The organism is Pseudomonas sp. RC10-4-2 (assembly GCF_050433085.1).
Taxonomy (GTDB): domain Bacteria; phylum Pseudomonadota; class Gammaproteobacteria; order Pseudomonadales; family Pseudomonadaceae; genus Pseudomonas; species Pseudomonas aeruginosa.
This window is the reverse complement of the sequence record NZ_JBNPXX010000005.1, coordinates 115,259-138,105: the sequence shown is the minus strand read 5'-3', so window position 1 is coordinate 138,105 and position 22,847 is coordinate 115,259. Positions and strand designations below refer to the sequence as shown.

Here is a 22,847-nt window from a genome sequence, read left to right as displayed (position 1 = left end):
GATTTTTTGTCCCTAAAAAAGTCCATTAACCGTGGAACCCCTAGCATGAGCACAGCAATCAGTCAGACTGCTTATAACTATAAGGTGGTCCGCCAGTTCGCCGTTATGACGGTGGTCTGGGGGGTCATTGGAATGGGTCTCGGTGTCCTGATCGCCGCCCAACTGGTATGGCCCGAATTGAACTTCGACCTGCCGTGGACGAGCTTCGGCCGCCTTCGCCCCCTGCACACCAACGCGGTGATCTTCGCCTTCGGTGGGTGCGCCCTCTTCGCCACCTCGTACTACGTGGTGCAACGTACCTCGCAAGCCCGACTGATTTCAGACACGCTGGCGGCCTTCACCTTCTGGGGTTGGCAGGCCGTGATCGTGGGCGCCGTGCTGACCCTGCCGCAGGGTTTCACCACCTCCAAGGAATACGCCGAACTGGAATGGCCGCTGGCCATCCTCCTGGCGATCGTCTGGATCACCTACGCGATCGTGTTCTTCGGCACCATCGTCAAGCGCAAGGTCAAGCACATCTATGTGGGCAACTGGTTCTACGGTGCCTTCATCCTGGTGACGGCGATGCTGCATATCGTCAACCACATGTCGCTGCCGGTGAGCTGGTTCAAGTCCTACTCCGCCTACTCCGGCGCCACCGATGCGATGGTCCAGTGGTGGTACGGGCACAACGCCGTGGGCTTCTTCCTGACCACCGGCTTCCTCGGCATGATGTACTACTTCGTGCCCAAGCAGGCCGAGCGTCCGGTCTATTCCTATCGCCTGTCCATCGTCCACTTCTGGGCGCTGATCTCCCTGTACATCTGGGCCGGCCCGCACCACCTGCACTACACCGCGCTGCCGGACTGGGCGCAGTCGCTGGGCATGGTGATGTCGCTGATCCTCCTGGCACCGAGCTGGGGCGGCATGATCAACGGCATGATGACCCTCTCCGGCGCCTGGCATAAGCTGCGCACCGACCCGATCCTGCGCTTCCTGGTGGTATCCCTGGCCTTCTACGGCATGTCCACCTTCGAAGGCCCGATGATGGCGATCAAGACCGTCAACGCCCTCTCCCACTACACCGACTGGACCATCGGCCACGTGCACGCCGGCGCCCTCGGCTGGGTGGCGATGATCTCCATCGGCTCGCTCTACCACCTGATCCCGAAAGTCTTCGGCCGTCCGCAGATGCACAGCATCGGTCTGATCAACGCGCACTTCTGGCTGGCCACCATCGGTACCGTGCTGTACATCGCCTCGATGTGGGTCAACGGCATCACCCAGGGCCTGATGTGGCGCGCGGTCAACGAGGACGGCACCCTGACCTACTCCTTCGTTGAAGCACTGGTCGCAAGCCACCCGGGCTTCATCGTGCGCATGATCGGCGGTGGTTTCTTCCTCACCGGCATGCTGCTGATGGCCTACAACACCTGGCGCACCGTGCGTGCTGCCAAGCCGGCCGAATACGAAGCCGCCGCGCAGATCGCCTGAGGAGCCCGACGTAAATGAAGAACCACGAAATACTCGAGAAGAACGTCGGCCTGCTGGCCATCTTCATGGTGATCGCCGTCAGCATCGGCGGCCTGACCCAGATCGTTCCGCTGTTCTTCCAGGACGTGACCAATACCCCGGTCGAAGGCATGAAGCCGCGTACCGCCCTGGAACTGGAAGGTCGCGACATCTACATCCGCGAAGGCTGCGTCGGCTGCCACTCGCAGATGGTCCGTCCGTTCCGTGCCGAGACCGAACGCTACGGCCATTACTCGGTCGCCGGTGAAAGCGTCTGGGACCACCCGTTCCTGTGGGGTTCCAAGCGTACCGGCCCGGACCTGGCCCGCGTCGGCGGCCGTTACTCCGACGACTGGCACCGCGCGCACCTGTACAACCCGCGCAACGTGGTGCCCGAGTCGAAGATGCCTGCCTACCCGTGGCTGGTAGAGAACAAGCTTGATGGCAAGGACACCGCCACCAAGATGGAAGTCCTGCGCAAGCTGGGCGTGCCTTACACCGACGAGGACATCGCCGGTGCACGTGAAGCCGTGAAGGGCAAGACCGAGATGGACGCCCTGGTGGCGTTCCTTCAAGGCCTGGGAACCTCTATCAAGAGCAAACGGTGAGTGTGATGGATATCGGGACTCTGCGTGGACTGGGCACCGTGGTGATCATGGTCGCCTTCATCGGTCTGGTGATCTGGGCCTACAGCGGCAAACGCAAGAAGAGCTTCGACGAAGCGACGATGCTGCCCTTCGCAGACGATCCCGAAGCCAAAAAGCACGTCGAGCAAGCTTCTAGGAGTAACAAAGAATGACGACCTTCTGGAGTCTGTACATTACAGCTCTCACCCTCGGCACCCTGCTGGCGCTGACCTGGCTGATCTTCGCCACCCGCAAGGGCCAGCGCAGCAGCACCACCGACGAGACCGTGGGCCACTCCTACGACGGCATCGAGGAGTACGACAACCCGCTGCCGAAGTGGTGGTTCATGCTGTTCGTCGGCACCCTGGTGTTCGCCGTGGGGTACCTGGCCCTGTACCCGGGCCTGGGCACCTGGAAAGGCCTGATGCCGGGCTACCAGTCCGCCGACGAATTCGCCGACAAGGAAAAAGGCTGGACCGGCGTCCACCAGTGGGAAAAGGAAATGGCCAAGGCCGACGAGAAATACGGCCCGATCTTCGCCAAGTTCGCCGCGATGCCCATCGAGGAAGTCGCCAAGGATCCGCAGGCGGTGAAAATGGGCGGTCGCCTGTTCGCCTCCAACTGCTCGATCTGCCACGGCTCCGACGCCAAGGGCGCCTACGGCTTCCCCAACCTGACCGACGCCGACTGGCGCTGGGGCGGCGAGCCGGAAACCATCAAGACCACCATCATGGCTGGCCGCCACGCCGCCATGCCGGCCTGGGGTGAAGTGATCGGCGAGGAAGGCGTGAAGAACGTCGCCGCTTTCGTCCTCACCCAGATGGATGGCCGTAAGCTGCCGGAAGGCGCCAAGGCAGACATCGAGGCCGGCAAGCAGGTCTTCGCTACCACCTGCGTCGCCTGCCACGGTCCGGAAGGCAAGGGCACCCCGGCGATGGGCGCTCCCGATCTGACCCACCCCGGCGCGTTCATCTACGGCTCCAGCTTCGCGCAACTGCAGCAGACCATCCGCTACGGTCGCCAGGGTGTGATGCCGGCGCAACAGGAACACCTGGGCAACGACAAGGTGCACCTGCTGGCCGCCTACGTATACAGCCTGTCGCACGGCGAGAAGAGCGCCGAATAAGCGCTCCCTCCCCCACGACCCAGACGGCGCCGGCAACCCCGGCGCCGTTTTATTTTGTGCAAAAGAAAAGCGCGAATGGGACAATACGCGACCAAAAGTCGCACAGTTACCGCAAAAAGCCTGATAGATCAGGCGTATAATCAGTAGGCGTGCAACTATTTTCTGACCCTGTCGGCATGTACCGGCCGGGCGCCCCCCACTGCCGTGGTACGCACTGATGAGCAAACAGATTCCCGTTCAAGACGTCACCCCGCCTGCCAAGGGCGACACCAATAACAACGATCTCTACGCCAAGCGCGAGAAGATCTACACCCGGGCCTTCACCGGTATCTTCCGCCGACTGCGCATGGTGGGCGGTGCGGCGCTCTTCCTCCTCTACTTCGGTACCGTCTGGCTCAACTGGAGCGGCCGCCAGGCCGTCTGGTGGGACCTACCCGAGCGCAAGTTCTACATCTTCGGCGCCACCTTCTGGCCGCAGGACTTCATGCTGCTTTCCTGGCTGCTGATCGTCTGCGCCTTCGGCCTGTTCTTCATCACCGTGTTCGCCGGTCGCGTCTGGTGTGGCTATACCTGCCCGCAGAGCGTGTGGACCTGGATCTACATGTGGTGCGAGAAGGTCACCGAAGGCGACCGCAACCAGCGCATCAAGCTGGACAAGGCTCCGATGAGCGGCAACAAGCTGCTGCGCAAGACCGCCAAGCACAGCCTGTGGCTGCTGATCGGCCTGGTCACCGGCCTGACCTTCGTCGGCTACTTCTCGCCGATCCGCGAGCTGATTCCCGAGCTGCTCACCGGCCAGGCCGACGGCTGGGCCTACTTCTGGGTCGGCTTCTTCACCCTGGCCACCTACGGCAACGCCGGCTGGCTGCGCGAGCAGGTGTGCATCTACATGTGCCCCTACGCGCGCTTCCAGAGCGTGATGTTCGACAAGGACACCCTGATCGTCTCCTACGATCCGCGTCGCGGCGAGAAGCGCGGCCCGCGCAAGAAGTCCCTCGACTACAAGGCCCAGGGCCTGGGCGACTGCATCGACTGCACGATGTGCGTGCAGGTCTGCCCGACCGGCATCGACATCCGCGACGGCCTGCAGATCGAGTGCATCGGCTGCGCCGCGTGCATCGACGCCTGCGACAGCATCATGGAGAAGATGAACTACCCGAAAGGGCTGATCAGCTACACCACCGAGCACAACCTCAACGGCCAGAAGACCCACCTGGCCCGGCCGCGCCTGATCGGCTACGCCATCGCACTGGTGCTGATGATTTCCGCCCTGATCACCGCGGTGGTCCTGCGCCCGCTGGTCGGCTTCGACGTCAGCAAGGACCGCGTGCTCTACCGCGAGAACGAACTCGGCCGCATCGAGAACGTGTACAGCCTGAAGATCATGAACAAGGATCAGCAGGACCACACCTACATCCTCGGCGCCAAGGGCCTCGAAGGCCTGACCCTGGAAGGCCGGCGCGAGCTGAAGGTGGCGGCGGGCGACATCCTCAACCTGCCGATGGAACTGTCCATCGAGCCGGAGAAGCTGCCTTCGACCACCAACGAGATCGTCTTCACCATCGAGTCGGCCGACGACCCGAGCATCCATAAAGAAGCGAAGAGTCGCTTCATTGGCCCACGCACCCGTTGAGTAACTTGAGCATGCAGTCCGAGACCCACCCTCAACCCTGGTACAAACACTTCTGGGCCTGGTTCATCGTGGCCCTCCTGGCGACCTCGGTGGTGCTCGGGCTGAGCCTGGTCACCATCGCGGTGCGCAACCAGGACACCCTGGTCACCGACAACTACTACGAGGCCGGCAAGGGCATCAACCGCTCCCTGGAACGCGAGAACCTGGCCGTACGCCTGCAAGTCCACGCCAAGGTCAAGGTCGACGACCTGACCGGCGAAGTCGAAGTGCGCCTGACCGGCAACAGCCGTCCGGATCAGCTCACCCTCAACCTGATCTCGCCGACCCAGCCGGAGAAGGACCGCCGCGTGGAGCTGCTGCGCAGCAACTCCGACCGCGAGCGCTACGTCGGGCAACTGACCGACGCCGTCGAGGGCCGTCGCTTCGTCGAACTGCTCGGCCAGGAAGGCAGCGGCCAGTGGCGCCTGTTCGAGGAAGAGGTGGTATCGCCGACCGTGGTCATGGAGCTGGGTGACGAACCGCTCCAGGGAGCAGAAGCGAAGCGCCCATGAGCGCCCCCCTGCCCTGCTACCACTGCGGCTTGCCGGTCCCCGCCGGCAGCCGCTTCGAGGCCCGCGTGCTCGGCGAGACGCGGGCCATGTGCTGTCCGGGCTGCCAGGCGGTGGCCGAGGCCATCGTCGCCGGCGGCCTGGAAAGCTACTACCGGCACCGCAGCGAAAACGCCGCCAATCCCGAAGCCTTGCCCAAGGCGCTCAGCGAAGAGTTGCAGCTCTACGACCGCCCGGACGTACAGCGCGGCTTCGTCCGCCATGAGGGCGAGCTGGCGGAAACCAGCCTGATGATCGAAGGCATCAGTTGCGCCGCCTGCGGCTGGCTGATCGAGAAGCACCTGCGCCAGTTGCCTGGCGTGGCCGAGGCGCGGCTCAACCTGTCCAACCATCGCCTGCACGTGCGCTGGCAGGACAGCCAGTTGCCGCTCAGCCAGTTGCTTGGCGAACTGCGCCAGATCGGCTATGCCGGCCATCCCTACCAACCCGACCGCGCCACCGAGCGCCTGGCCATGGAGAACCGTCACGCCCTGCGCCAGCTCGGTGTCGCCGGGCTGCTGTGGATCCAGGTGATGATGGCGGTAATGGCGACCTGGCCGGAATTCAACCTCGACCTTTCCGCCGGCATGGACCGCATCCTGCGCTGGGTCAGCCTGATCCTCACCACGCCGATCGTCTTCTACTGCTGCGGCCAGTTCTTCCGTGGCGCCCTGCGCGACCTGCGCACCCGCCACCTGACCATGGACGTCTCGGTGTCGCTGGCGATCGGCGGCGCCTACGTCGCCGGCATCTGGTCGACGATCACCGGCCAGGGCGAGCTGTATTTCGACGCGGTCGGCATGTTCGCCCTGTTCCTCCTCGCCGGCCGCTACCTCGAACGCCGCGCGCGGGAGCGCACCGCCGCCTCCACCGCGCAACTGGTCAACCTGCTGCCGGCGTCCTGCCTGCGCCTGGACGCCGCCAACCAGGGCGAGCGCATCCTGCTCAGCGAACTGCGCGTCGGCGACCGCGTACTGGTACCGCCAGGCGCCGTGCTGCCGGCCGACGGAGTGATCCTCGACGGCCAGTCCAGCGTCGACGAGTCGCTGCTCACCGGCGAGTACCTGCCCCATCCACGCCAGGCCGGCGACGCCGTCACCGGCGGTACCCTGAACGTCGAGGGGCCGCTGACCGTCGAGGTCGGCGCCCTTGGCGACGACAGCCGCCTGTCGGCCATCGTCCGCCTGCTGGAACGCGCCCAGGCGGACAAGCCGCGCCTGGCGGAACTGGCCGACAAGGTGGCGCAGTGGTTCCTGCTCATCGTCCTGCTGGTCGCCGCAGCGGTCGGCGCGCTGTGGTGGCAGGTCGACCACCAGCGCGCCTTCTGGGTGGTGCTGTCGCTGCTGGTCGCCACCTGCCCCTGCGCCCTGTCGCTGGCCACGCCCACCGCGCTCACCGCGGCCACCGGCAGCCTGCACAAGCTCGGCCTGCTGATCACGCGCGGGCACGTGCTGGAAGGGCTGAACCACATCGACACGGTAATCTTCGACAAGACCGGCACCCTCACCGAAGGCCGCCTGACGCTCAAGCAGGTGCTACCCCTGCGCGATCTCGACGCGGATCGCTGCCTGGCCCTCGCCGCCGCCCTCGAGAACCGTTCCGAACACCCCATCGCCCGCGCCTTCGGCCGTGCGCCGGAGGCCGCCGACAGCGTCGCAAGCCATCCGGGACTGGGCCTCGAAGGCCTGGTGGAAGGCCGCCGCCTGCGCATCGGCCAGGCCGCCTTCGTCAGCAACCTGGGCGGCAGCGCCACGCCCGCGATGCCCGGCGACTCCGGACAGTGGCTGCTGCTCGGCGACGAGCAGGGACCGCTGGCCTGGTTCGGTCTCGACGACCGCCTGCGCAGCGACGCCCCCGCCCTGCTCGCCGCCTGCAAGGCGCGCGGCTGGCGCACCCTCCTGCTATCCGGTGACGCCTCGCCGATGGTCGCCAGCGTCGCTGCCGAACTGGGCATCGACGAAGCCCGCGGCGGCCTGACCCCGGACGACAAGCTGGCCATGCTCGAACGCCTGCACGGCGAGGGCCGCCGGGTGCTGATGCTCGGCGACGGAGTCAACGACGTACCGGTGCTCGCCGGTGCCGACATCAGCGTCGCCATGGGCAGCGCCACCGACCTGGCCAAGACCAGCGCCGACGCGGTGCTCCTGTCTAACCGCCTGGACAGCCTGGTGCAGGCTTTCCGGCTGGCGCGCCGCACCCGCCATATCATCATCGAGAACCTGGCCTGGGCCAGCCTGTACAATGGCCTGGTCCTGCCCTTCGCCGCGCTCGGCTGGATCACCCCGGGCTGGGCGGCGATCGGCATGTCGGTCAGTTCGCTGCTGGTGGTGGTCAACGCCCTGCGGCTGACCCGAATCCCTTCGCCGAGGTCCGTATGGCCGCGCTCTACATCCTGATCCCCGTCGCGATCGTCATCGTCGCCATCGCCATCTACGTGTTCTTCTGGGCGGTGGACAGCGGCCAGTACGACGATCTCGACGGCCCCGCCCACAGCATTCTCTTCGACGACGAAGACCCGAAGCACCAGGCCGGCGTCGACGAAGCGGAGAAGCCGTCGAAACCCGAGGACCGACCGCGTGGCTGAACTGGCGCCGCTGCTGGTTTCCGCGCTGATCCTCGGCCTGCTCGGGGGAGGCCACTGCCTGGGCATGTGCGGCGGCCTGATGGGCGCCCTGACCCTGGCTATTCCCGCCGAACAGCGCGGCCGTCGTCTGCGCCTGCTGCTGGCCTACAACCTCGGCCGCATCCTCAGCTACGCCTGCGCCGGCCTGCTGCTCGGCCTGGCCGGCTGGGCAGTGGCGCGCACCCCGTTGGCCGGCGCGCTGCGGGTGGTCGCCGGGCTGCTGCTGATCGCCATGGGACTCTACCTGGCCGGCTGGTGGAGCGGCCTGACCCGCGTCGAGGCGCTCGGTCGCGGCCTCTGGCGCCACCTGGAACCCTTCGCCCGGCGCCTGCTGCCGGTCTCCAGCCTGCCACGGGCCCTGCTGCTCGGAGCGATCTGGGGCTGGCTGCCCTGCGGGCTGGTCTACAGCACCCTGCTCTGGGCCACCAGCCAGGGATCGGCACTGGACAGCGCGCTGCTGATGCTGGCGTTCGGCCTCGGCACCTGGCCGGTTCTGCTGGCCACCGGCGTGGCCGCCGAACGGGTGACCGCCCTGCTGCGCCGTCGCGGCGTACGCATCGTGGGCGGCCTGATGGTCATCCTCTTCGGCCTCTGGACCCTCCCAGGACCGCACCAGGCCTGGCTGATGGGGCATTGACGGACGCCCGTCCCAACATCGGGCGACACATCCTGTATACATTCACCCGCTTGATACAAATCAACAGGCCTTCCCGGCGCAATCCCTAGACTTCCCGACTAAAGCTCGCCAACTGGGGATCTCTGGCATGCTCGACACCATTCGCTGGGACGCTGACCTGATTCGGCGCTACGACCTTTCCGGCCCGCGTTACACCTCCTATCCGACCGCCGTGCAGTTCCACGAAGGCATCGGCCCGTTCGACCAGTTGCACGCCCTGCGCGACAGCCGGAAGGCCGGACACCCCCTGTCGCTCTACGTGCACATCCCGTTCTGCGCCAACATCTGCTACTACTGCGCCTGCAACAAGGTGATCACCAAGGATCGCGGGCGCAGCGCGCCGTACCTTGCGCGCCTGGTCCGCGAGATCGAGATCGTCAGCCGCCACCTCTCCCGCGAGCAGGTGGTCGAGCAACTGCACTTCGGTGGCGGAACCCCGACCTTCCTCAGTCCCGGCCAGTTGCGCGAACTCATGTCGCAATTGCGCACCCACCTCAACCTGCTGGACGACGATTCGGGCGACTACGGCATCGAGATCGACCCGCGCGAGGCCGACTGGTCGACCATGGGCCTGCTCCGCGAACTCGGTTTCAACCGCGTCAGCCTCGGCGTACAGGACTTCGACATGGAGGTGCAGAAGGCGGTCAACCGCATGCAAACCCCGGAGGAGACCCGTACCATCGTCGAGGCCGCGCGCACCCTGCAGTACCGCTCGATCAACCTCGACCTGATCTACGGACTGCCGAAACAGACGCCGGACAGCTTCGCCCGCACGGTCGACGAAGTGATCGCGCTACAGCCGGATCGCCTCTCGGTGTTCAACTACGCCCACCTGCCCGAGCGTTTCATGCCGCAGCGGCGGATCAACGCCGACGACCTGCCGAGCCCGGGCCAGAAGCTGGAAATGCTCCAGCGCACCACCGAGCAACTCGCCGCGGCGGGCTACCGCTATATCGGCATGGATCACTTCGCCCTGCCCGACGACGAGCTGGCCAGCGCCCAGGAAGACGGCACCCTGCAACGCAATTTCCAGGGCTACACCACGCACGGGCACTGTGACCTGGTAGGTCTCGGGGTCTCGGCGATCAGCCAGATCGGCGACCTCTACAGCCAGAACAGCAGCGACATCAACGACTACCAGACCAGCCTCGACAACGGCCAGTTGGCGATCCGTCGCGGCCTGCACTGCAACAGCGACGACCGGGTGCGGCGCGCGGTGATCCAGCAACTGATCTGCCACTTCGAACTGGCCTTCGAGGATATCGAGACAGAGTTCGGCATCGACTTCCGCAGTTACTTCGCCGAGCTGTGGCCCGATCTCGAACGCTTCGCCGCCGACGGCCTGATCCGCCTGGACGCCAAGGGCATCGACATCACGTCTTCCGGACGTCTGCTGGTGCGTTCGATCTGCATGCTGTTCGACCGCTACCTGCCCAGCCTCAACCGGCAGCGCTTCTCCCGGGTGATCTGAAAGCGCACCGCCCTGCCCGCACGACAGGGCGGTGAATCCCCGCCCCTTCTACCGGCTGCCCATGACCTTCATGATCAGCGCCGGGTCGCTGATGCCCATCTCCTTGATGGCCGATGCCATCGCTGCCGTCGCCGTCTGCAGGGCGGAGTTGAGTTGTTGCAGCTCCTTCTGCAACTCAGGCACGCGAGCCTCCTTCGCCCCCGGATCGGACGACCTCATGGCCTCCTGCAGCTCCCTGAGCTTCTCTTCGATCTTCTTCTTCAACTCGCGGATCATCTTCACCATCGGCCGCAACTCCTGCGGGATATCCTCGTCCTCCTCCTCCACCGGCACCCCCATGGTAGCGGCCAGCTCGCGCCCTGCCTGGGAAAGCTGTACATGCTGATCGGCGGCGTCGGTGCCGGCGGCCGGGTCTTCCGCCTGCTCGGCGGTGCCGGTCCGCGCGGCCTTGGCGTCCGCGGCGGCGCGCGATGAGGGCGGCACCTGGGTGGTGATCCAGCCACTGAGGGTCAACATTCCAGTCACTCCGGGAAAAATGGAATTCTTCCATTGGATCGGCCCACGCGTCGCGAACTTGAGCCCCCTTTTCGTCGCCCCTTGACAGGGTGCGACAGGTAGTCGCAGTTGTTTGACGCAAGTCACTGATTGGAAACGCCATCGGCCTGTCAGAAATGGTCGTTGCCAGACCTATGGCTGGCACCCGCATCGCGGCTGCGTTACCCTTACTCCTGTTGTGCCTTTAACCTAGCAAGGACCCCTCAATGGCCGAAACCATCAAGGTGCGCGCACTGCCCCAAGCACACTGCAAGGATTGCAGTCTGGCCCCGCTGTGCCTCCCCCTGTCGCTGACCGTGGAAGACATGGATTCGCTGGACGAGATCGTCAAGCGCGGTCGTCCCCTGAAGAAAGGCGAATTCCTGTTCCGCCAGGGTGATCCTTTCGGCTCGGTCTTTGCCGTGCGCTCCGGCGCCCTGAAAACCTTCAGCATCACCGATGCCGGCGAAGAGCAGATCACCGGCTTCCACCTGCCCAGCGAGCTGGTCGGCCTGTCCGGGATGGATACCGAGACCTATCCGGTATCCGCCCAGGCCCTGGAAACCACCTCGGTCTGCGAGATTCCCTTCGAGCGCCTGGACGAACTGTCCGAGCAGCTGCCGCAGCTGCGCCGTCAACTGATGCGTCTGATGAGCCGGGAAATCCGCGATGACCAGCAGATGATGCTGCTGCTGTCGAAGAAGACTGCCGACGAGCGCATCGCCACCTTCCTGGTCAACCTGTCGGCGCGCTTCCGTGCCCGTGGCTTCTCCGCCCAGCAGTTCCGCCTGGCCATGTCGCGCAACGAGATCGGCAACTATCTCGGCCTGGCCGTGGAAACCGTGTCGCGGGTCTTCACCCGCTTCCAGCAGAACGGCCTGATCAGCGCGGAAGGCAAGGAAGTGCACATCCTCGACTCCATCGAGCTGTGCGCCCTCGCCGGCGGCCAGCTGGAAGGCTGAAGCGCCTGCGAACCGCCAACGGGCCCGCCTCAGCGCGGGCCCGTTGTATGATGGGCCCCGAAAAACGCCCAGCCCAGGATCTTCCATGATTTTCGACGAGTTCACCCTCAAGTCGCAGATCCGCGCCGTGCCGGACTTTCCCAAGCCCGGCGTGGTGTTCCGCGACATCACCCCGCTGTTCCAGTCGCCACGCGCGCTGCGCATGACCGTGGACAGCTTCGTCCAGCGCTACATCGAGGCCGATTTCAGCCACATCGGCGCCATGGATGCCCGCGGCTTCCTCATCGGCTCGGCGGTGGCCTATGCGCTGAACAAGCCGCTGGTCCTGTTCCGCAAGCAGGGCAAGCTACCCGCCGACGTACTCGCCGAGGGCTACCAGACCGAATACGGCGAGGCCTTCCTCGAAGTACATGCCGACAGCCTCTGCGAAGGCGACAGCGTACTGATCTTCGACGACCTCATCGCCACCGGCGGGACCCTGCTGGCGGCCGCGAGCCTGGTACGACGCCTCGGGGCCAGGGTCTTCGAGGCCGCGGCGATCATCGACCTGCCGGAACTCGGCGGCTCCACTCGCCTGCAGGACGCCGGCATCTCCACCTTCAGTCTCACCGCGTTCGCTCTCGACGAGCGTTGATACGCCGGGGGGCGCCCTGGCGCCCCGCGCTCGCTCCTTGCGCCCCATCTTCCGTCTGGTCGAGCCGACCTGGCCATTAATGACTTCGAAATGGCCAGGAATGACCTCCCGCTGTTGGACAATCCTGCAATAATTACATCAGCTAATGACACATTCAGAGGTGTTATAGCGAACTCGCCATAGGGAACCCGAGGAAACCTGTGCGTTTCCCCTCCCCAGAACAACAAAAGGAGTTAGCCATGACTGCCACTGGCACCGCCTCCCCGGTTCGCGCCAATTTCCCCGTGCGGCGGATGGATTTCAGCTTCAGCGAAACCCCGAAGTACTGGTGGGACGGCCAACCCTTCATGACCCAGTTCATGAACAACCTGTCCTCGCTCTTCCCCTACGGCGAAAAATTCTTCGTCGATAGCGTACGCGCGGTGCGCGACCGCCTGGAGGATCCGCAACTGAAGAAGGACGTCAGTGCCTTTATCGGCCAGGAGGCGATGCACTCGAAGGAGCATGCCGCCTACAACGAATATGCCGAGGAGCACGGGGTCGACCTGGAGTGCCTCGAACTGCGGATCAAGGTCCTGCTGGAAAACGTCAGCAAGGTCACCACCAGGAAACACCAGTTGGCGATCACCTGCGCCCTCGAGCATTTCACCGCGACCATGGCCGCGCAGCTGCTCAAGCGCGAAGACCTGACCATCCAGATGCAGTCGCCGAAGATGTACAAGCTGTGGATGTGGCATGCCATCGAGGAGAACGAACACAAGAACGTCGCCTACGATGTGTACCAGAAAGTCTACGGCGGCTACTTCACCCGGGTTCTGGTGATGATGCTGACCACCCTGATGTTCTTCGGCGTCATCGGCTGGTTCCAGCTCGACCTGCTACGCAAGGACGGCCAATTGTTCAACTGGCGCTCCTGGAAGCATGGCCTGGGCACCCTGTTCGGCCTGCGCAAGGGCTTCTTCACCCGCCTGCTGCTGCCCTACCTGGACTACTACCGGCCGGGCTTCCACCCCAGCGACCACGACACCGCGAAACTGGAGAAATACTGGAAGGACAAACTGGCCTTCGCCGATTGAAGCCCGCCTCCGCCAGTGCCGCTCCGCCCCCGACGCCAGGCCCCGCCTGGCGTTTCTTATTCGAGAGAAGAACAGGATATTGCACACGGAAAAGCCTCCGTTTCGACTACCGTTCCTGAATCCGCCATTTTACGGAGGAAATAATTAGTCAATTCCTATCGATTGGCTTTTTACGATGCCCTGAGGTAATATTATGTTCATTATGTTGAACACTAAGGCATTACCTCTCCCCACTTCCCGTCTGGTCTCCCGCGAGCGTCACTGGACCGGCGACCTCTAGCTCCCTCCCTCGACACCTGCTGTCGGTGGCGACCGCCCCTGCGCTTCGCGGTCTTTCCCGCCCCTCGCCACCGCTCTTCGTCATCTTTGGCCGCGGCCTCCATTCCGCGGTGCCCATGGGAGGGCAACATGCGTTCCTGGATCTATCTGTTACTGGCTATCGGCGCCGAAGTGATCGGCACCACCTCGATGAAACTGGCCGCCACCCACGCCCCTGTCGCAGGCATGCTGCTGATGTACGGGATGATCGGCCTGTCCTATTTCTTCCTCGCCCTGGCGGTCAAGCGTGTCCCCGTCGGAGTCGCCTACGCCCTTTGGGAAGGCATTGGCATCGTCCTGATCACGGCGGTCAGCGTCGCCTGGCTGGGCGAAAGCATCGGCCTGTACAAGGCCGTCGGCCTCGGCGTGATGATCGCCGGCATCCTGCTGCTCAAGTCCGGCACCCGCAACGCCAGCGGCACGCCGGCGCAGCCCCGTGGGGAGGCCGTCACATGCTGACCCTGAACTGGATTCCCTTCGCCTGGCTCGGCCTGGCGATCGCCCTCGAGGTCGTCGCCAACCTGCTGTTGAAATACTCCGACGGTTTCCGCAGGCGCGGCCTCGGGATCGCCTCGATCCTCTGCGTGATGGCCGCCTTCACCGCGCTGGCGCAGGCGGTGAAGGACATCGAGCTGTCACTCGCCTATGCGATCTGGGGCGGCTTCGGCATCCTCGCCACCGTCGCCATGGGCTGGGCGCTGTTCGGCCAGCGCCTGGCCTGGCGCGGCTGGCTCGGCCTGTTGCTGCTGCTGGCCGGCATGAGCCTGCTCAAGCTGGCCTGACGCCTCGGCGTCCAACGAAACCCCCATCATCTGCAGGACCGCGGCGCCGGTGAACAACAGCAGTATCTGTTCCTCACCCAGGGCGCAGATTTCCCGACGCCGCTCCGGCTGGCCGATATAGTCCAGCGACAACTGAAACAGCTGGCGGCCGATCAGGCTGGAGAGGCGACGGATGGTCGCCTCGCTCACCGCCGGCAACAACCTGAATTCGATGATGTCCTCCGACATGTCCTCGGCGAACTCATCCATGATCTGACGCAGGGCACCACGCAGCACCGGCGAAGCCCCATGCAGTTCGCGCACGCCGACGATGAACGCGGCGGGATTGCTCTCCACGAAGTCGAAGAACAGCCGCACCGTCTCCCGGCAGACCCGCCGCCCCCTTTCCAGGTCCAGCCCGAACGGCGTCGTCTGCGCTCGGGCGCCGGGCGCCGCACGAGTCGCGGCCTCGCGGCGAAGCTGGCGCAGCGGCTGGCGCAGCTGGGTAGAGATGTCGCGGATCATGGTCAGGCCAAGATCGTCGATATCGCGGAAATGCCGATAGAAGGTGTTCGGATTCAGGCCCGCCTCGCGCGCCAGCTCGCGCAAGCCGATGGCCCCCAGGCTGCGGCTGCTGCTGCCCAGGCGCAAGGCCGCCTCCAGCAAGGCGCGTTTGCCGGGAGCGTCGGCAACCCTGTCCTTCGTTTCGTTCATATCGCTCATGTTCCACCTGGTTGTTTCCATGCGCCACAAGTTCGGCCGTTGCGCCGCGCCGACCCTACCTAAGGTTGGCTTGACCCTGAAGTATACAGATGTCTACATTCGCAGGTAGACGAGTGTATACGCCAGCAAACAATCATAACAGGAGCTTGGCCATGAGTACCCAACCCACCCCTGCCGCCGCCCGGCACTGCAAGGTCGCCATCATCGGCACCGGTTTCTCCGGGCTGGGGATGGCGATCCGTCTCCGCCAGGAAGGCGAGGACGACTTCCTGATCTTCGAAAAGGACGCCGGCGTCGGCGGCACCTGGAGAGTCAACAACTACCCTGGTTGCGCCTGCGACGTGCAATCCCACGTCTATTCCTTCTCCTTCGAAGCGAACCCGGAGTGGACGCGGATGTTCGCCCGCCAGCCGGAAATCCGCGCCTATCTGGAGAAGTGCTGGGAAAAATACCGCTTGCAGGAAAAGACCCTGCTGAACACCGAGATCGGCAAACTGGCCTGGGACGAGCGGCAAAGCCTCTGGCACCTGCATGACGCCCAGGGCAACCATTACACCGCGAACGCCGTGGTTTCCGGCATGGGCGGCCTGTCCACCCCGGCCTATCCACGCCTCGATGGCCTGGAGAACTTCCAGGGCAAGGTCTTCCATTCCCAGCAGTGGGACCATGACTACGACCTCAAGGGCAAGCGCGTGGCGGTGATCGGCACCGGCGCCTCGGCGATCCAGTTCGTCCCGGAGATCCAGCCGCTGGTGGCCGCGCTCGATCTCTACCAGCGCACTCCGCCATGGATCCTGCCCAAACCCGACCGGGCAATCAGCGAAACCGAGCGCCGGCGCTTCCGGCGCTTCCCGCTGGTGCAGAAGCTCTGGCGCGGCGGCCTCTACAGCCTGCTCGAAGGGCGGGTGCTGGGCTTCACCTTCGCCCCGCAGGTAATGAAGCTGGTGCAGCGCCTGGCGATCCGCCACATCCACAAGCAGATCAAGGATCCGGAACTGCGCCGCAAGGTCACGCCGGACTACACCATCGGCTGCAAGCGCATCCTCATGTCGCACAACTACTACCCTGCCCTGGCTGCCGCCAACTCCACGGTGATCACCGAAGGCATCCGCGCCGTCACCGCCAATGGAATCGTCGACGGCAACGGCCGGGAACGCGAGGTCGACGCGATCATCTTCGGTACCGGCTTCACCGCCAACGACCCTATCCCCCGCGGAGTGGTCTTCGGTCGCGACGGCCGCGACCTGCTGGACAGCTGGACCAAGGGCCCGGAAGCCTACAAGGGCACTACCACCGCCGGCTTCCCCAACCTGTTCTTCCTGATGGGACCGAACACCGGCCTCGGCCACAACTCGATGGTCTACATGATCGAGTCGCAGATCGCCTACGTCCTCGATGCGCTGAAGCTGATGAAGCGCCGCGAACTGCTCAGTCTCGAGGTCAAGGCCCCGATGCAGGAACGCTACAACGAATACCTCCAGCGCAAGCTGGACCGCAGCGTCTGGAGCGTGGGCGGTTGCAAGAGCTGGTACCTGCATCCGGTCAGCGGCCGCAACTGCACCCTGTGGCCGGGATTCACCTGGCGCTTCCGTGCCCTGACCCGGCAGTTCGACGCCTCCGCCTACCACCTCACCACGACACCGCTCGCCGCCCTGAGCAACGAAGCCCGCCAACAGGCCGAAGGGGTACCCGCATGAAGTCGTTCGAAAACAAAGTCGCCGCCATCACCGGCGCAGGCTCGGGCATCGGTCGCGCCCTGGCCGTGGAGCTGGGCAGGCAGGGTTGTCACCTGGCCCTGGCCGACGTCAATGCCGCAGCTCTCGAGGAGACCCGCCAATTGCTCGCCAGCAGCGGGGTACGCGTCTCCACCGCGGTCGTCGACGTGGCCGACCGCGAGCAGGTGCAGGCCTGGGCCGACAAGGCGGCCAGCGAACATGGCCGGGTGAACCTGATCTTCAACAACGCGGGCGTCGCCCACGCCGGTACCGTGGAAGGCAGCGACTACTCGGAATACGAGTGGATCATGAACATCAACTTCTGGGGCGTGGTGAACGGCACCAAGGCGTTCCTTCCGCACCTGAAGGCCTCCGGCAATGGCCACGTGGTCAATGTCTCCAGCGTCTTCGGGCTGTTCGCCCAGCCCGGCATGAGCGCCTACAACGCCACCAAGTACGCGGTGCGCGGCTTCACCGAGTCGTTGCGCCAGGAACTGGACATGGAGGGCTCCGGCGTCTCCGCCAGTTGCGTGCATCCCGGCGGGATCAAGACCAACATCGCCAAGACCGCGCGAATGAACGAGAGCATGGCCAAGGTCACCGGCCAGGCTCCGGACAAGGCTCGCCAGCAATTCAACGACCAGTTGCTGCGGACCACCCCGGAGAAGGCCGCCCAGGTCATCCTGCGCGGCGTGCAGCGCGACAGCCGGCGCATCCTGATCGGCACCGACGCCCACGCGATCGACGTGATGCTGCGCCTGGCACCAGTGCTCTACCAGCGCCTGGTCACCGCCAGCATGCGCCTGGCAGCGCGCTTCGCGCCGCGCCCGAAGAGCCCCCAGGGCGCCCGCGAAGCCAGCGAGTGAACAGGCCCGCCGGGTAGCCGCTAGGCTGCCCGGCACGTCATACTCGACGGCCAGTCTCCAGGGCACGGCCGTCATGAACCCTCCCCTTCCTCACTTCCGCTACCATCCCGAACCGCTCGCCAGCGGCAGCATCGAGGCTTCCGCCACCACCTGCCAGTGCTGTGGCAAGGCTCGTGGCTACGTCTACACCGGTTCGCCCTATTCCCGCCACGAGTTGCCGCCCGGCAGCCTTTGCCCCTGGTGCATAGCCGACGGCAGCGCGGCCGCGCGCTACGAAGCGAGCTTTTCCGACGACTATCCGCTGCTCGACGCCGGCGTCGCCGCGGATATCGTCACCGAAGTCTGCGAGCGCACGCCCGGCTACACCTCCTGGCAGCAGGAGCGCTGGCTGGTTTGCTGCGAGGATGCCTGCGCCTTTCGCGGCGACGCGGGGCGTGAGGAAATCGGGCAACTGGGAGCCGAGGGCCTGGCGCAGCGTTTCGCCGATTTCGCCTGGCCGGCTATCACCTGGCAACGCCTCGTCGACGCCTATACGCCCGGCGGCAATCCGGCCATCTACCGCTTCGACTGCCTGCACTGTGGCCAGGCGCATTACGACCTGGACTTCACCTGATAGAACGCGGCCCTACAACCCCATCTGCTTGCCGATGATCTCGTTCATGATTTCCCGCGAACCGCCGCCGATGGAGAGAATCCGGTTGTCGCGATACAGCCGCTCCACCAGGCTTTCGCGCATGTAGCCCATGCCGCCGAGCACCTGCACGGCATCATAGGTCAGGCGATCGGCGACATCGGTGGCGAAGTTCTTGGCCATCGATATCTCCTTGATCACGCTCTTGCCGGCGGCCATCTTCGCTGCCTGGCGATAGGTGAACTCCCGGGAAACCTCCAGTTGCGTGGCCATTTCCGCGAGACGATGGCGCAGCACCTGGAACTTGCCGATCGGTTTGCCGAACGCTTCTCGCTCGCGCGCCCAGCGCAGCGACTCCTCCAGAGCCAGTTGCGCGGTCATGTTGGCCATCACCGCCAGGGCCAGGCGCTCGCTCTGGAAATTGGCCATGATGCAGGCGAAGCCAGCGTTCTCCACGCCGATGAGGTTTTCCGCAGGCACCCGGCAGTCGTCGAAAAACAGTTCGGCGGTATCCGACGCCCACCAGCCCATCTTCTTCAGCTTGCGTCCGACACTGAACCCGGCAGTGCCCTTCTCCACCAGCAGCAGGCTGATGCCGGCGAAACCCTCGCCGCCGGTACGCACCGCGACCGTGTAGTAGTCCGCGCGCACGCCGCTGGTGATGAAGGTCTTGCTGCCGCTGACGCGATAGTGATCGCCATCGCGCACCGCACGGGTCTTCAGGTTGGCCACGTCGGAGCCGCCAGAGGGCTCGGTGACCGCCAAGGCCATGATCTTCTCGCCGCGCAGCACCGCCGGCACCACCCGCTCGCGCACCTCGGGACGGGCCCACTTGACCACCGGGGGCAAGCCGATATCCAGCGATCCCAACCCGGCGACCAGGCCACCGGAACCGCAGCGCATGAGTTCTTCGCTGGCCGCCACCTTGGCGAACAGATCGCCTTCGCAACTGCCGCCGTAGGCTTCCGGGTAGCCGATGCCGAGGATCCCGGCCGCGCCGGCCTTGAGATAGAGTTCGCGGGGAAATTCCTCGGCCTCCTCCCATTCATCGATGTACGGCAACACCTCGCGCTCGACGAAACGGCGCACCGAATCCCGGATCAGTTGATGGGACTCGTCGAAGTACTGCTGGAAGTCAGTCATGGCCGGGCTCCTGATGGGAGCCTCAGAACTTACCTAGCGCTTGCTTGGTTTTCAATACGGGAAACTGGCCATCGGCGAGGGCGTATAGGCCGCCCGTCCTACGGATACGGGAGGCACAGAGCTCAGGAGATCGGCCGCCGTCCGGCCAGGGCGTGGGCCAAGGTGCCGCCATCGACCAGCTCCAGCTCGCCGCCCAGCGGCACACCATGGGCGATACGCGACAAGGTCAGGCCGCGGCCGGCCAGTAGCTGGGCGATATAGTGGGCGGTGGCCTCGCCTTCGACGGTGGGGTTGGTGGCGAGGATCACCTCGCTGAAGGCTCCGTCCCTGATCCGCGCTTCCAGTTCGGGAATGCCGATCGCCTCCGGCCCCAGGCCGTCGAGCGGCGACAGGTGTCCCTTGAGCACGAAATAGCGGCCGCGGTAGCCGGTCTGCTCCACCGCGAATACGTCCAGCGGGCCTTCCACCACGCAGAGCAGCGAGTCGTCGCGTCGCGGGTCGGCGCACTGCGGGCACAGCTCCTCCTCGCTGAGGGTACGGCACTGCCGGCAATGACCGACCCCTTCCATCGCGGCGGTCAACGCCTGGGCCAGCCTCAGGCCGCCGCTGCGATCGCGCTCCAGCAGCATCAGCGCCATGCGCTGGGCCGACTTCTGCCCGACACCGGGAAGAATGCGCAGGGACTCGATCAGTTGGCGGATCAGCGGGCTGAAACTCATGCAGGACTCGTCGGATAGAGGGAGGGGAATGGCTGCCGGGCGCCGTCCGAAGAAGGCGGACCCGGCACGAACGCGGGATCAGAAGGGCATCTTGAAGCCGGGCGGCAGTTGCATGCCCGAGGTGAAGCCGGACATCTTTTCCTGGTTGTTCTGCTCGATCTTGCGCACCGCATCGTTGACCGCGGCCGCGATCAGGTCTTCGAGGATTTCCTTGTCTTCCTGCATCAGGCTGTCGTCCAGGCTGACGCGCTTGACGTCGTGGCGCCCGGTCATCACCACGCTGACCAGACCGGCGCCGGATTGCCCGGTCACTTCGGCGTTGGCCAGTTCTTCCTGCATCTTCTGCATCTTTTCCTGCATCTGCTGCGCCTGCTTCATCAGGCCGGCCATGCCACCTTTCATCATGTTCTTCACCTCGAATGTCGTCTTGTTGCGTGCGCCAAGCGCCGGTCAGGCCTTGGCTTCCAAAGGTTCGATGGTACCGTCACGGACCACCGCGGCGAACTGCTCGCGCAACTGCCGGACCAACGGGTCGGCATCGATCGATGCCTCGGCCGCCCGCTGGCGCTCGGCACGCCGGCGTGCCGCTGCCTGGGCCGGGGTCTCCTGCTCAGGCTTCTGCAGGGTCACCTCCAGTTTGAGGGTGCGCCCCAGGTGCTGGTTCAGCGCATCGTTCAGCCGCCGCTGCTGGGTGGCGTTGAACAGCGCGCTCTGGCCCGGATCGAGATGCAGATGCCAGTGGTCGTCGTCGGCAGCTACCAGCGTACAGTTGGCACCGATGCTGGCGGTCAGGCCGCCGAGGCCGAGCCGCGGGAACAGCTCCAGCCACTCCGCGGCCAGGCCGGTGGCCGGCTTCGCCGCCGGCAGCGGCTCCTCCACCACGACCACGTCAGGCTCGGGCGCGGCATCCAGGTAGGCCAGGGTATCCATATCGACTTCGTAATAGTCGTCCGCGGGCGGTGGCTCGTCGTCCTGCTCGTCCTGCTCGTCAGGTGCTACCGGCAACGCAGCCGGCAGGGCTTCCAGAACGGTTTCCACCACCGCCTCGACCGCCACTGCCGGAGGGACCGAGGGAGCCTCCACGGCTAGCGGCTCGGGCTCGGGCTCGGGCTCGGGCTCGGGCTCGGGCTCGGGCTCGGGCTCGGGCTCGGGCTCGGCAGCGAGGCTCGGCGCCGGCTCTTCCCAGGGCAAGTCGACGACCTCTGCCGCGGCGGCGGGCTCTTCGACAACCGCTTCCGTGACGCGCGCCTCGACCGCCGCCGGCGGCGCGGATGGCGCTGCCGGCGGGGCAGCCGGGGCTTCGACGGGCGCAGCCACGACAGGCGCGGGAGCAACGGTAGCGACCGGCGCAGGCGAGGCCGCGCCGGCCACGGGGGAGTTGGCGGGATCAGTCGTGGCCTTGCTGATCCCCAGGTCCTTTAGCGGCGTCCTCGGCGCGCCGTCGGCGTCCGCCGGGCGGAACGCGAGCATCCGCAGCAACACCATCTCGAAGCCGCTACGCGGATCGGGCGCCAGCGGCAGGTCGCGGCGGCCGATCAGGCCCATCTGGTAATAGAACTGTACGTCTTCCGCCGGCAACGCCTGGGCCAGGGCCAGCACCCGCTCGCGGTCGCCCTGGCCATTGTCGATCGCTTCCGGCAGGGCCTGGGCGATCGCGACGCGGTGCAGCACGTTGAGTATTTCGGCAAGCACGCCGCCCCAGTCCGGCCCCTGCTCGGCCAGGTGGCGCACCGCTTCGAGCAGGGCGCGCGCATCGCCCTCCAGCAAGGCCTGGAGCACGCCATAGACCTGGCCGTGATCGAGGGTACCGAGCATCGCCCGCACGTCTGCGGCCAGCACCTTGCCCTCGCCGAAGGCGATGGCCTGGTCGGTCAGGCTCATGGCGTCACGCATCGAGCCGTCGGCGGCGCGCCCGAGCAACCACAGGGCGTCATCCTCGAAGGGCACGTTCTCGGCTCCGAGCACGTGGGTCAGGTGCTCGACCACCCGCTCCGGCGGCATGTTCTTCAGGGAGAACTGCAGACAGCGCGAGAGGATGGTCACCGGCAACTTCTGCGGGTCGGTGGTGGCCAGCAGGAACTTGACGTGCGGTGGCGGCTCCTCGAGGGTCTTGAGCAGCGCATTGAAACTGTGCGACGAAAGCATGTGCACTTCGTCGATCAGGTAGACCTTGTAGCGTCCGCGGGTCGGCGAGTACTGCACGTTGTCGAGCAGCTCGCGGGTATCCTCGACCTTGGTCCGGCTCGCGGCGTCCACTTCGATCAGGTCGACGAAGCGGCCTTCGTCGATTTCGCGACAGACCGAGCATTCGCCGCACGGCGTGGAGCTGACCCCGGTCTCGCAGTTCAGGCACTTGGCCAGGATCCGCGCGATGGTGGTCTTGCCGACCCCGCGGGTACCGGTGAACAGGTAGGCATGGTGCAGCCGCTGATTGTCCAGGGCGTTGATCAGAGCCTTGAGCACATGGGTCTGGCCGACCATTTCACGGAAGGAACGGGGACGCCATTTACGCGCAAGAACTTGATAACTCAT

23 protein-coding genes and 1 pseudogene are annotated in these 22,847 nt (G+C 65.4%); 18 read left to right on the top strand and 6 right to left on the bottom strand.

Annotation, left to right across the window (positions count from 1 at the left end; genetic code table 11):
• Positions 1–45: 45 nt before the first annotated feature.
• From ccoN to hemN, 10 genes are all read left to right on the top strand, one after another.
• Complete coding sequence (ccoN, locus tag FHW81_RS21920; protein ID WP_003087306.1) at positions 46–1,473, top strand: cytochrome-c oxidase, cbb3-type subunit I; 1,428 nt, start codon at positions 46–48, stop codon at positions 1,471–1,473.
• A 14-nt stretch (positions 1,474–1,487) separates the two neighbouring features.
• A complete protein-coding gene (gene ccoO, locus FHW81_RS21915; protein ID WP_003087303.1) occupies positions 1,488–2,099 on the top strand; it encodes a cytochrome-c oxidase, cbb3-type subunit II in 612 nt (203 codons plus the stop codon).
• 5 nt (positions 2,100–2,104) lie between these two features.
• Positions 2,105–2,290, top strand: coding sequence for a CcoQ/FixQ family Cbb3-type cytochrome c oxidase assembly chaperone (locus FHW81_RS21910; protein WP_003087298.1), 186 nt, complete (start codon positions 2,105–2,107; stop codon positions 2,288–2,290).
• Entirely contained in the window at positions 2,287–3,243 is a 957-nt protein-coding gene (gene ccoP / locus FHW81_RS21905) for a cytochrome-c oxidase, cbb3-type subunit III (RefSeq protein WP_003087292.1), read from the top strand. Before FHW81_RS21910 ends, ccoP begins: the two co-directional genes overlap by 4 nt.
• A gap of 217 nt (positions 3,244–3,460) precedes the next feature.
• Positions 3,461–4,876 carry a cytochrome c oxidase accessory protein CcoG gene (gene ccoG, locus FHW81_RS21900; protein ID WP_003087288.1) on the top strand — a complete coding sequence of 472 codons (1,416 nt, stop codon included), beginning with the start codon at positions 3,461–3,463 and terminating at the stop codon, positions 4,874–4,876.
• 11 nt (positions 4,877–4,887) lie between these two features.
• On the top strand, positions 4,888–5,427 hold the full coding sequence (locus FHW81_RS21895; RefSeq protein ID WP_003159982.1) for a FixH family protein: 540 nt from the start codon (positions 4,888–4,890) through the stop codon (positions 5,425–5,427).
• Positions 5,424–7,859, top strand: coding sequence for a heavy metal translocating P-type ATPase (locus FHW81_RS21890; RefSeq protein ID WP_003119076.1), 2,436 nt, complete (start codon positions 5,424–5,426; stop codon positions 7,857–7,859). Before FHW81_RS21895 ends, FHW81_RS21890 begins: the two co-directional genes overlap by 4 nt.
• The gene (ccoS, locus tag FHW81_RS21885) at positions 7,838–8,047 is read left to right on the top strand and encodes a cbb3-type cytochrome oxidase assembly protein CcoS (protein ID WP_003087273.1); all 210 of its coding nucleotides are present in this window, start codon (positions 7,838–7,840) and stop codon (positions 8,045–8,047) included. The genes FHW81_RS21890 and ccoS overlap by 22 nt, the downstream gene beginning before the upstream one ends.
• A complete protein-coding gene (locus FHW81_RS21880) occupies positions 8,040–8,723 on the top strand; it encodes a sulfite exporter TauE/SafE family protein (RefSeq protein ID WP_023090664.1) in 684 nt (227 codons plus the stop codon). Before ccoS ends, FHW81_RS21880 begins: the two co-directional genes overlap by 8 nt.
• Before the next feature lie 127 nt (positions 8,724–8,850).
• Positions 8,851–10,233: an oxygen-independent coproporphyrinogen III oxidase gene (hemN, locus tag FHW81_RS21875; RefSeq protein ID WP_003087267.1), complete on the top strand. Its 1,383-nt coding sequence runs from the start codon at positions 8,851–8,853 to the stop codon at positions 10,231–10,233.
• Between the two features lie 48 nt (positions 10,234–10,281).
• Here the strand turns inward: hemN and FHW81_RS21870 are convergent, their stop codons facing one another.
• On the bottom strand, positions 10,282–10,749 hold the full coding sequence (locus FHW81_RS21870; RefSeq protein ID WP_003114670.1) for a hypothetical protein: 468 nt from the start codon (positions 10,747–10,749) through the stop codon (positions 10,282–10,284).
• 245 nt (positions 10,750–10,994) lie between these two features.
• Between FHW81_RS21870 and anr the strand changes: the two genes are divergently transcribed.
• The 5 genes from anr (at position 10,995) to mdtI (ending at position 14,539) form a co-directional block, all read left to right on the top strand.
• Positions 10,995–11,729: a transcriptional regulator Anr gene (gene anr, locus FHW81_RS21865; RefSeq protein ID WP_003087262.1), complete on the top strand. Its 735-nt coding sequence runs from the start codon at positions 10,995–10,997 to the stop codon at positions 11,727–11,729.
• Positions 11,730–11,814: 85 nt separating this feature from the next.
• Positions 11,815–12,363 carry an adenine phosphoribosyltransferase gene (locus FHW81_RS21860; protein ID WP_003087259.1) on the top strand — a complete coding sequence of 183 codons (549 nt, stop codon included), beginning with the start codon at positions 11,815–11,817 and terminating at the stop codon, positions 12,361–12,363.
• 239 nt (positions 12,364–12,602) lie between these two features.
• Positions 12,603–13,439, top strand: a complete 837-nt coding sequence (locus tag FHW81_RS21855; protein ID WP_003087258.1) for a metal-dependent hydrolase — start codon at positions 12,603–12,605, stop codon at positions 13,437–13,439.
• Between the two features lie 408 nt (positions 13,440–13,847).
• Entirely contained in the window at positions 13,848–14,216 is a 369-nt protein-coding gene (locus tag FHW81_RS21850) for a multidrug/spermidine efflux SMR transporter subunit MdtJ (protein ID WP_033980523.1), read from the top strand.
• Positions 14,210–14,539 (top strand): multidrug/spermidine efflux SMR transporter subunit MdtI, encoded by a 330-nt coding sequence (gene mdtI / locus FHW81_RS21845; RefSeq protein ID WP_003103934.1) that lies wholly within the window; start codon positions 14,210–14,212, stop codon positions 14,537–14,539. The genes FHW81_RS21850 and mdtI overlap by 7 nt, the downstream gene beginning before the upstream one ends.
• Positions 14,540–15,064: 525 nt before the next feature.
• Here the strand turns inward: mdtI and FHW81_RS21840 are convergent.
• Positions 15,065–15,232 (bottom strand): annotated as a pseudogene (locus FHW81_RS21840) (TetR family transcriptional regulator); the annotation flags it as partial.
• A 122-nt stretch (positions 15,233–15,354) separates the two neighbouring features.
• On the opposite strand from FHW81_RS21840, the gene FHW81_RS21835 reads away from it, so the two are divergent.
• The 3 genes from FHW81_RS21835 (at position 15,355) to FHW81_RS21825 (ending at position 18,435) form a co-directional block, all read left to right on the top strand.
• Positions 15,355–16,938 (top strand): flavin-containing monooxygenase, encoded by a 1,584-nt coding sequence (locus FHW81_RS21835; RefSeq protein WP_079385675.1) that lies wholly within the window; start codon positions 15,355–15,357, stop codon positions 16,936–16,938.
• Positions 16,935–17,822, top strand: coding sequence for an SDR family NAD(P)-dependent oxidoreductase (locus FHW81_RS21830; RefSeq protein WP_023122609.1), 888 nt, complete (start codon positions 16,935–16,937; stop codon positions 17,820–17,822). Before FHW81_RS21835 ends, FHW81_RS21830 begins: the two co-directional genes overlap by 4 nt.
• Before the next feature lie 73 nt (positions 17,823–17,895).
• A complete protein-coding gene (locus FHW81_RS21825) occupies positions 17,896–18,435 on the top strand; it encodes a CbrC family protein (RefSeq protein WP_003103931.1) in 540 nt (179 codons plus the stop codon).
• A gap of 12 nt (positions 18,436–18,447) precedes the next feature.
• Here the strand turns inward: FHW81_RS21825 and FHW81_RS21820 are convergent, their stop codons facing one another.
• From FHW81_RS21820 to dnaX, 4 genes are all read right to left on the bottom strand, one after another.
• Positions 18,448–19,596: an acyl-CoA dehydrogenase family protein gene (locus tag FHW81_RS21820; protein WP_003103930.1), complete on the bottom strand. Its 1,149-nt coding sequence runs from the start codon at positions 19,594–19,596 to the stop codon at positions 18,448–18,450.
• 122 nt (positions 19,597–19,718) lie between these two features.
• On the bottom strand, positions 19,719–20,315 hold the full coding sequence (gene recR, locus FHW81_RS21815) for a recombination mediator RecR (protein ID WP_003159976.1): 597 nt from the start codon (positions 20,313–20,315) through the stop codon (positions 19,719–19,721).
• A gap of 78 nt (positions 20,316–20,393) precedes the next feature.
• Positions 20,394–20,720: a YbaB/EbfC family nucleoid-associated protein gene (locus FHW81_RS21810; RefSeq protein WP_003087236.1), complete on the bottom strand. Its 327-nt coding sequence runs from the start codon at positions 20,718–20,720 to the stop codon at positions 20,394–20,396.
• Positions 20,721–20,765: 45 nt separating this feature from the next.
• A complete protein-coding gene (dnaX, locus tag FHW81_RS21805) occupies positions 20,766–22,847 on the bottom strand; it encodes a DNA polymerase III subunit gamma/tau (RefSeq protein WP_023102250.1) in 2,082 nt (693 codons plus the stop codon).

Bases quoted from the DNA above. Each gene is read 5' to 3' on its own strand.
- dnaX (WP_023102250.1), bottom strand. From the start codon at position 22,847: ATGAGTTATCAAGTTCTTGCGCGTAAATGGCGTCCCCGTTCCTTCCGT.
- FHW81_RS21860 (WP_003087259.1), top strand. From the start codon at position 11,815: ATGATTTTCGACGAGTTCACCCTCAAGTCGCAGATCCGCGCCGTGCCG.
- FHW81_RS21895 (WP_003159982.1), top strand. From the start codon at position 4,888: ATGCAGTCCGAGACCCACCCTCAACCCTGGTACAAACACTTCTGGGCC.
- anr (WP_003087262.1), top strand. From the start codon at position 10,995: ATGGCCGAAACCATCAAGGTGCGCGCACTGCCCCAAGCACACTGCAAG.
- recR (WP_003159976.1), bottom strand. From the start codon at position 20,315: ATGAGTTTCAGCCCGCTGATCCGCCAACTGATCGAGTCCCTGCGCATT.
- FHW81_RS21830 (WP_023122609.1), top strand. From the start codon at position 16,935: ATGAAGTCGTTCGAAAACAAAGTCGCCGCCATCACCGGCGCAGGCTCG.
- FHW81_RS21810 (WP_003087236.1), bottom strand. From the start codon at position 20,720: ATGATGAAAGGTGGCATGGCCGGCCTGATGAAGCAGGCGCAGCAGATG.
- ccoP (WP_003087292.1), top strand. From the start codon at position 2,287: ATGACGACCTTCTGGAGTCTGTACATTACAGCTCTCACCCTCGGCACC.
- FHW81_RS21855 (WP_003087258.1), top strand. From the start codon at position 12,603: ATGACTGCCACTGGCACCGCCTCCCCGGTTCGCGCCAATTTCCCCGTG.
- mdtI (WP_003103934.1), top strand. From the start codon at position 14,210: ATGCTGACCCTGAACTGGATTCCCTTCGCCTGGCTCGGCCTGGCGATC.
- hemN (WP_003087267.1), top strand. From the start codon at position 8,851: ATGCTCGACACCATTCGCTGGGACGCTGACCTGATTCGGCGCTACGAC.
- ccoS (WP_003087273.1), top strand. From the start codon at position 7,838: ATGGCCGCGCTCTACATCCTGATCCCCGTCGCGATCGTCATCGTCGCC.
- ccoG (WP_003087288.1), top strand. From the start codon at position 3,461: ATGAGCAAACAGATTCCCGTTCAAGACGTCACCCCGCCTGCCAAGGGC.
- FHW81_RS21850 (WP_033980523.1), top strand. From the start codon at position 13,848: ATGCGTTCCTGGATCTATCTGTTACTGGCTATCGGCGCCGAAGTGATC.
- ccoN (WP_003087306.1), top strand. From the start codon at position 46: ATGAGCACAGCAATCAGTCAGACTGCTTATAACTATAAGGTGGTCCGC.
- FHW81_RS21890 (WP_003119076.1), top strand. From the start codon at position 5,424: ATGAGCGCCCCCCTGCCCTGCTACCACTGCGGCTTGCCGGTCCCCGCC.
- FHW81_RS21870 (WP_003114670.1), bottom strand. From the start codon at position 10,749: ATGTTGACCCTCAGTGGCTGGATCACCACCCAGGTGCCGCCCTCATCG.
- FHW81_RS21910 (WP_003087298.1), top strand. From the start codon at position 2,105: ATGGATATCGGGACTCTGCGTGGACTGGGCACCGTGGTGATCATGGTC.
- FHW81_RS21825 (WP_003103931.1), top strand. From the start codon at position 17,896: ATGAACCCTCCCCTTCCTCACTTCCGCTACCATCCCGAACCGCTCGCC.
- ccoO (WP_003087303.1), top strand. From the start codon at position 1,488: ATGAAGAACCACGAAATACTCGAGAAGAACGTCGGCCTGCTGGCCATC.
- FHW81_RS21820 (WP_003103930.1), bottom strand. From the start codon at position 19,596: ATGACTGACTTCCAGCAGTACTTCGACGAGTCCCATCAACTGATCCGG.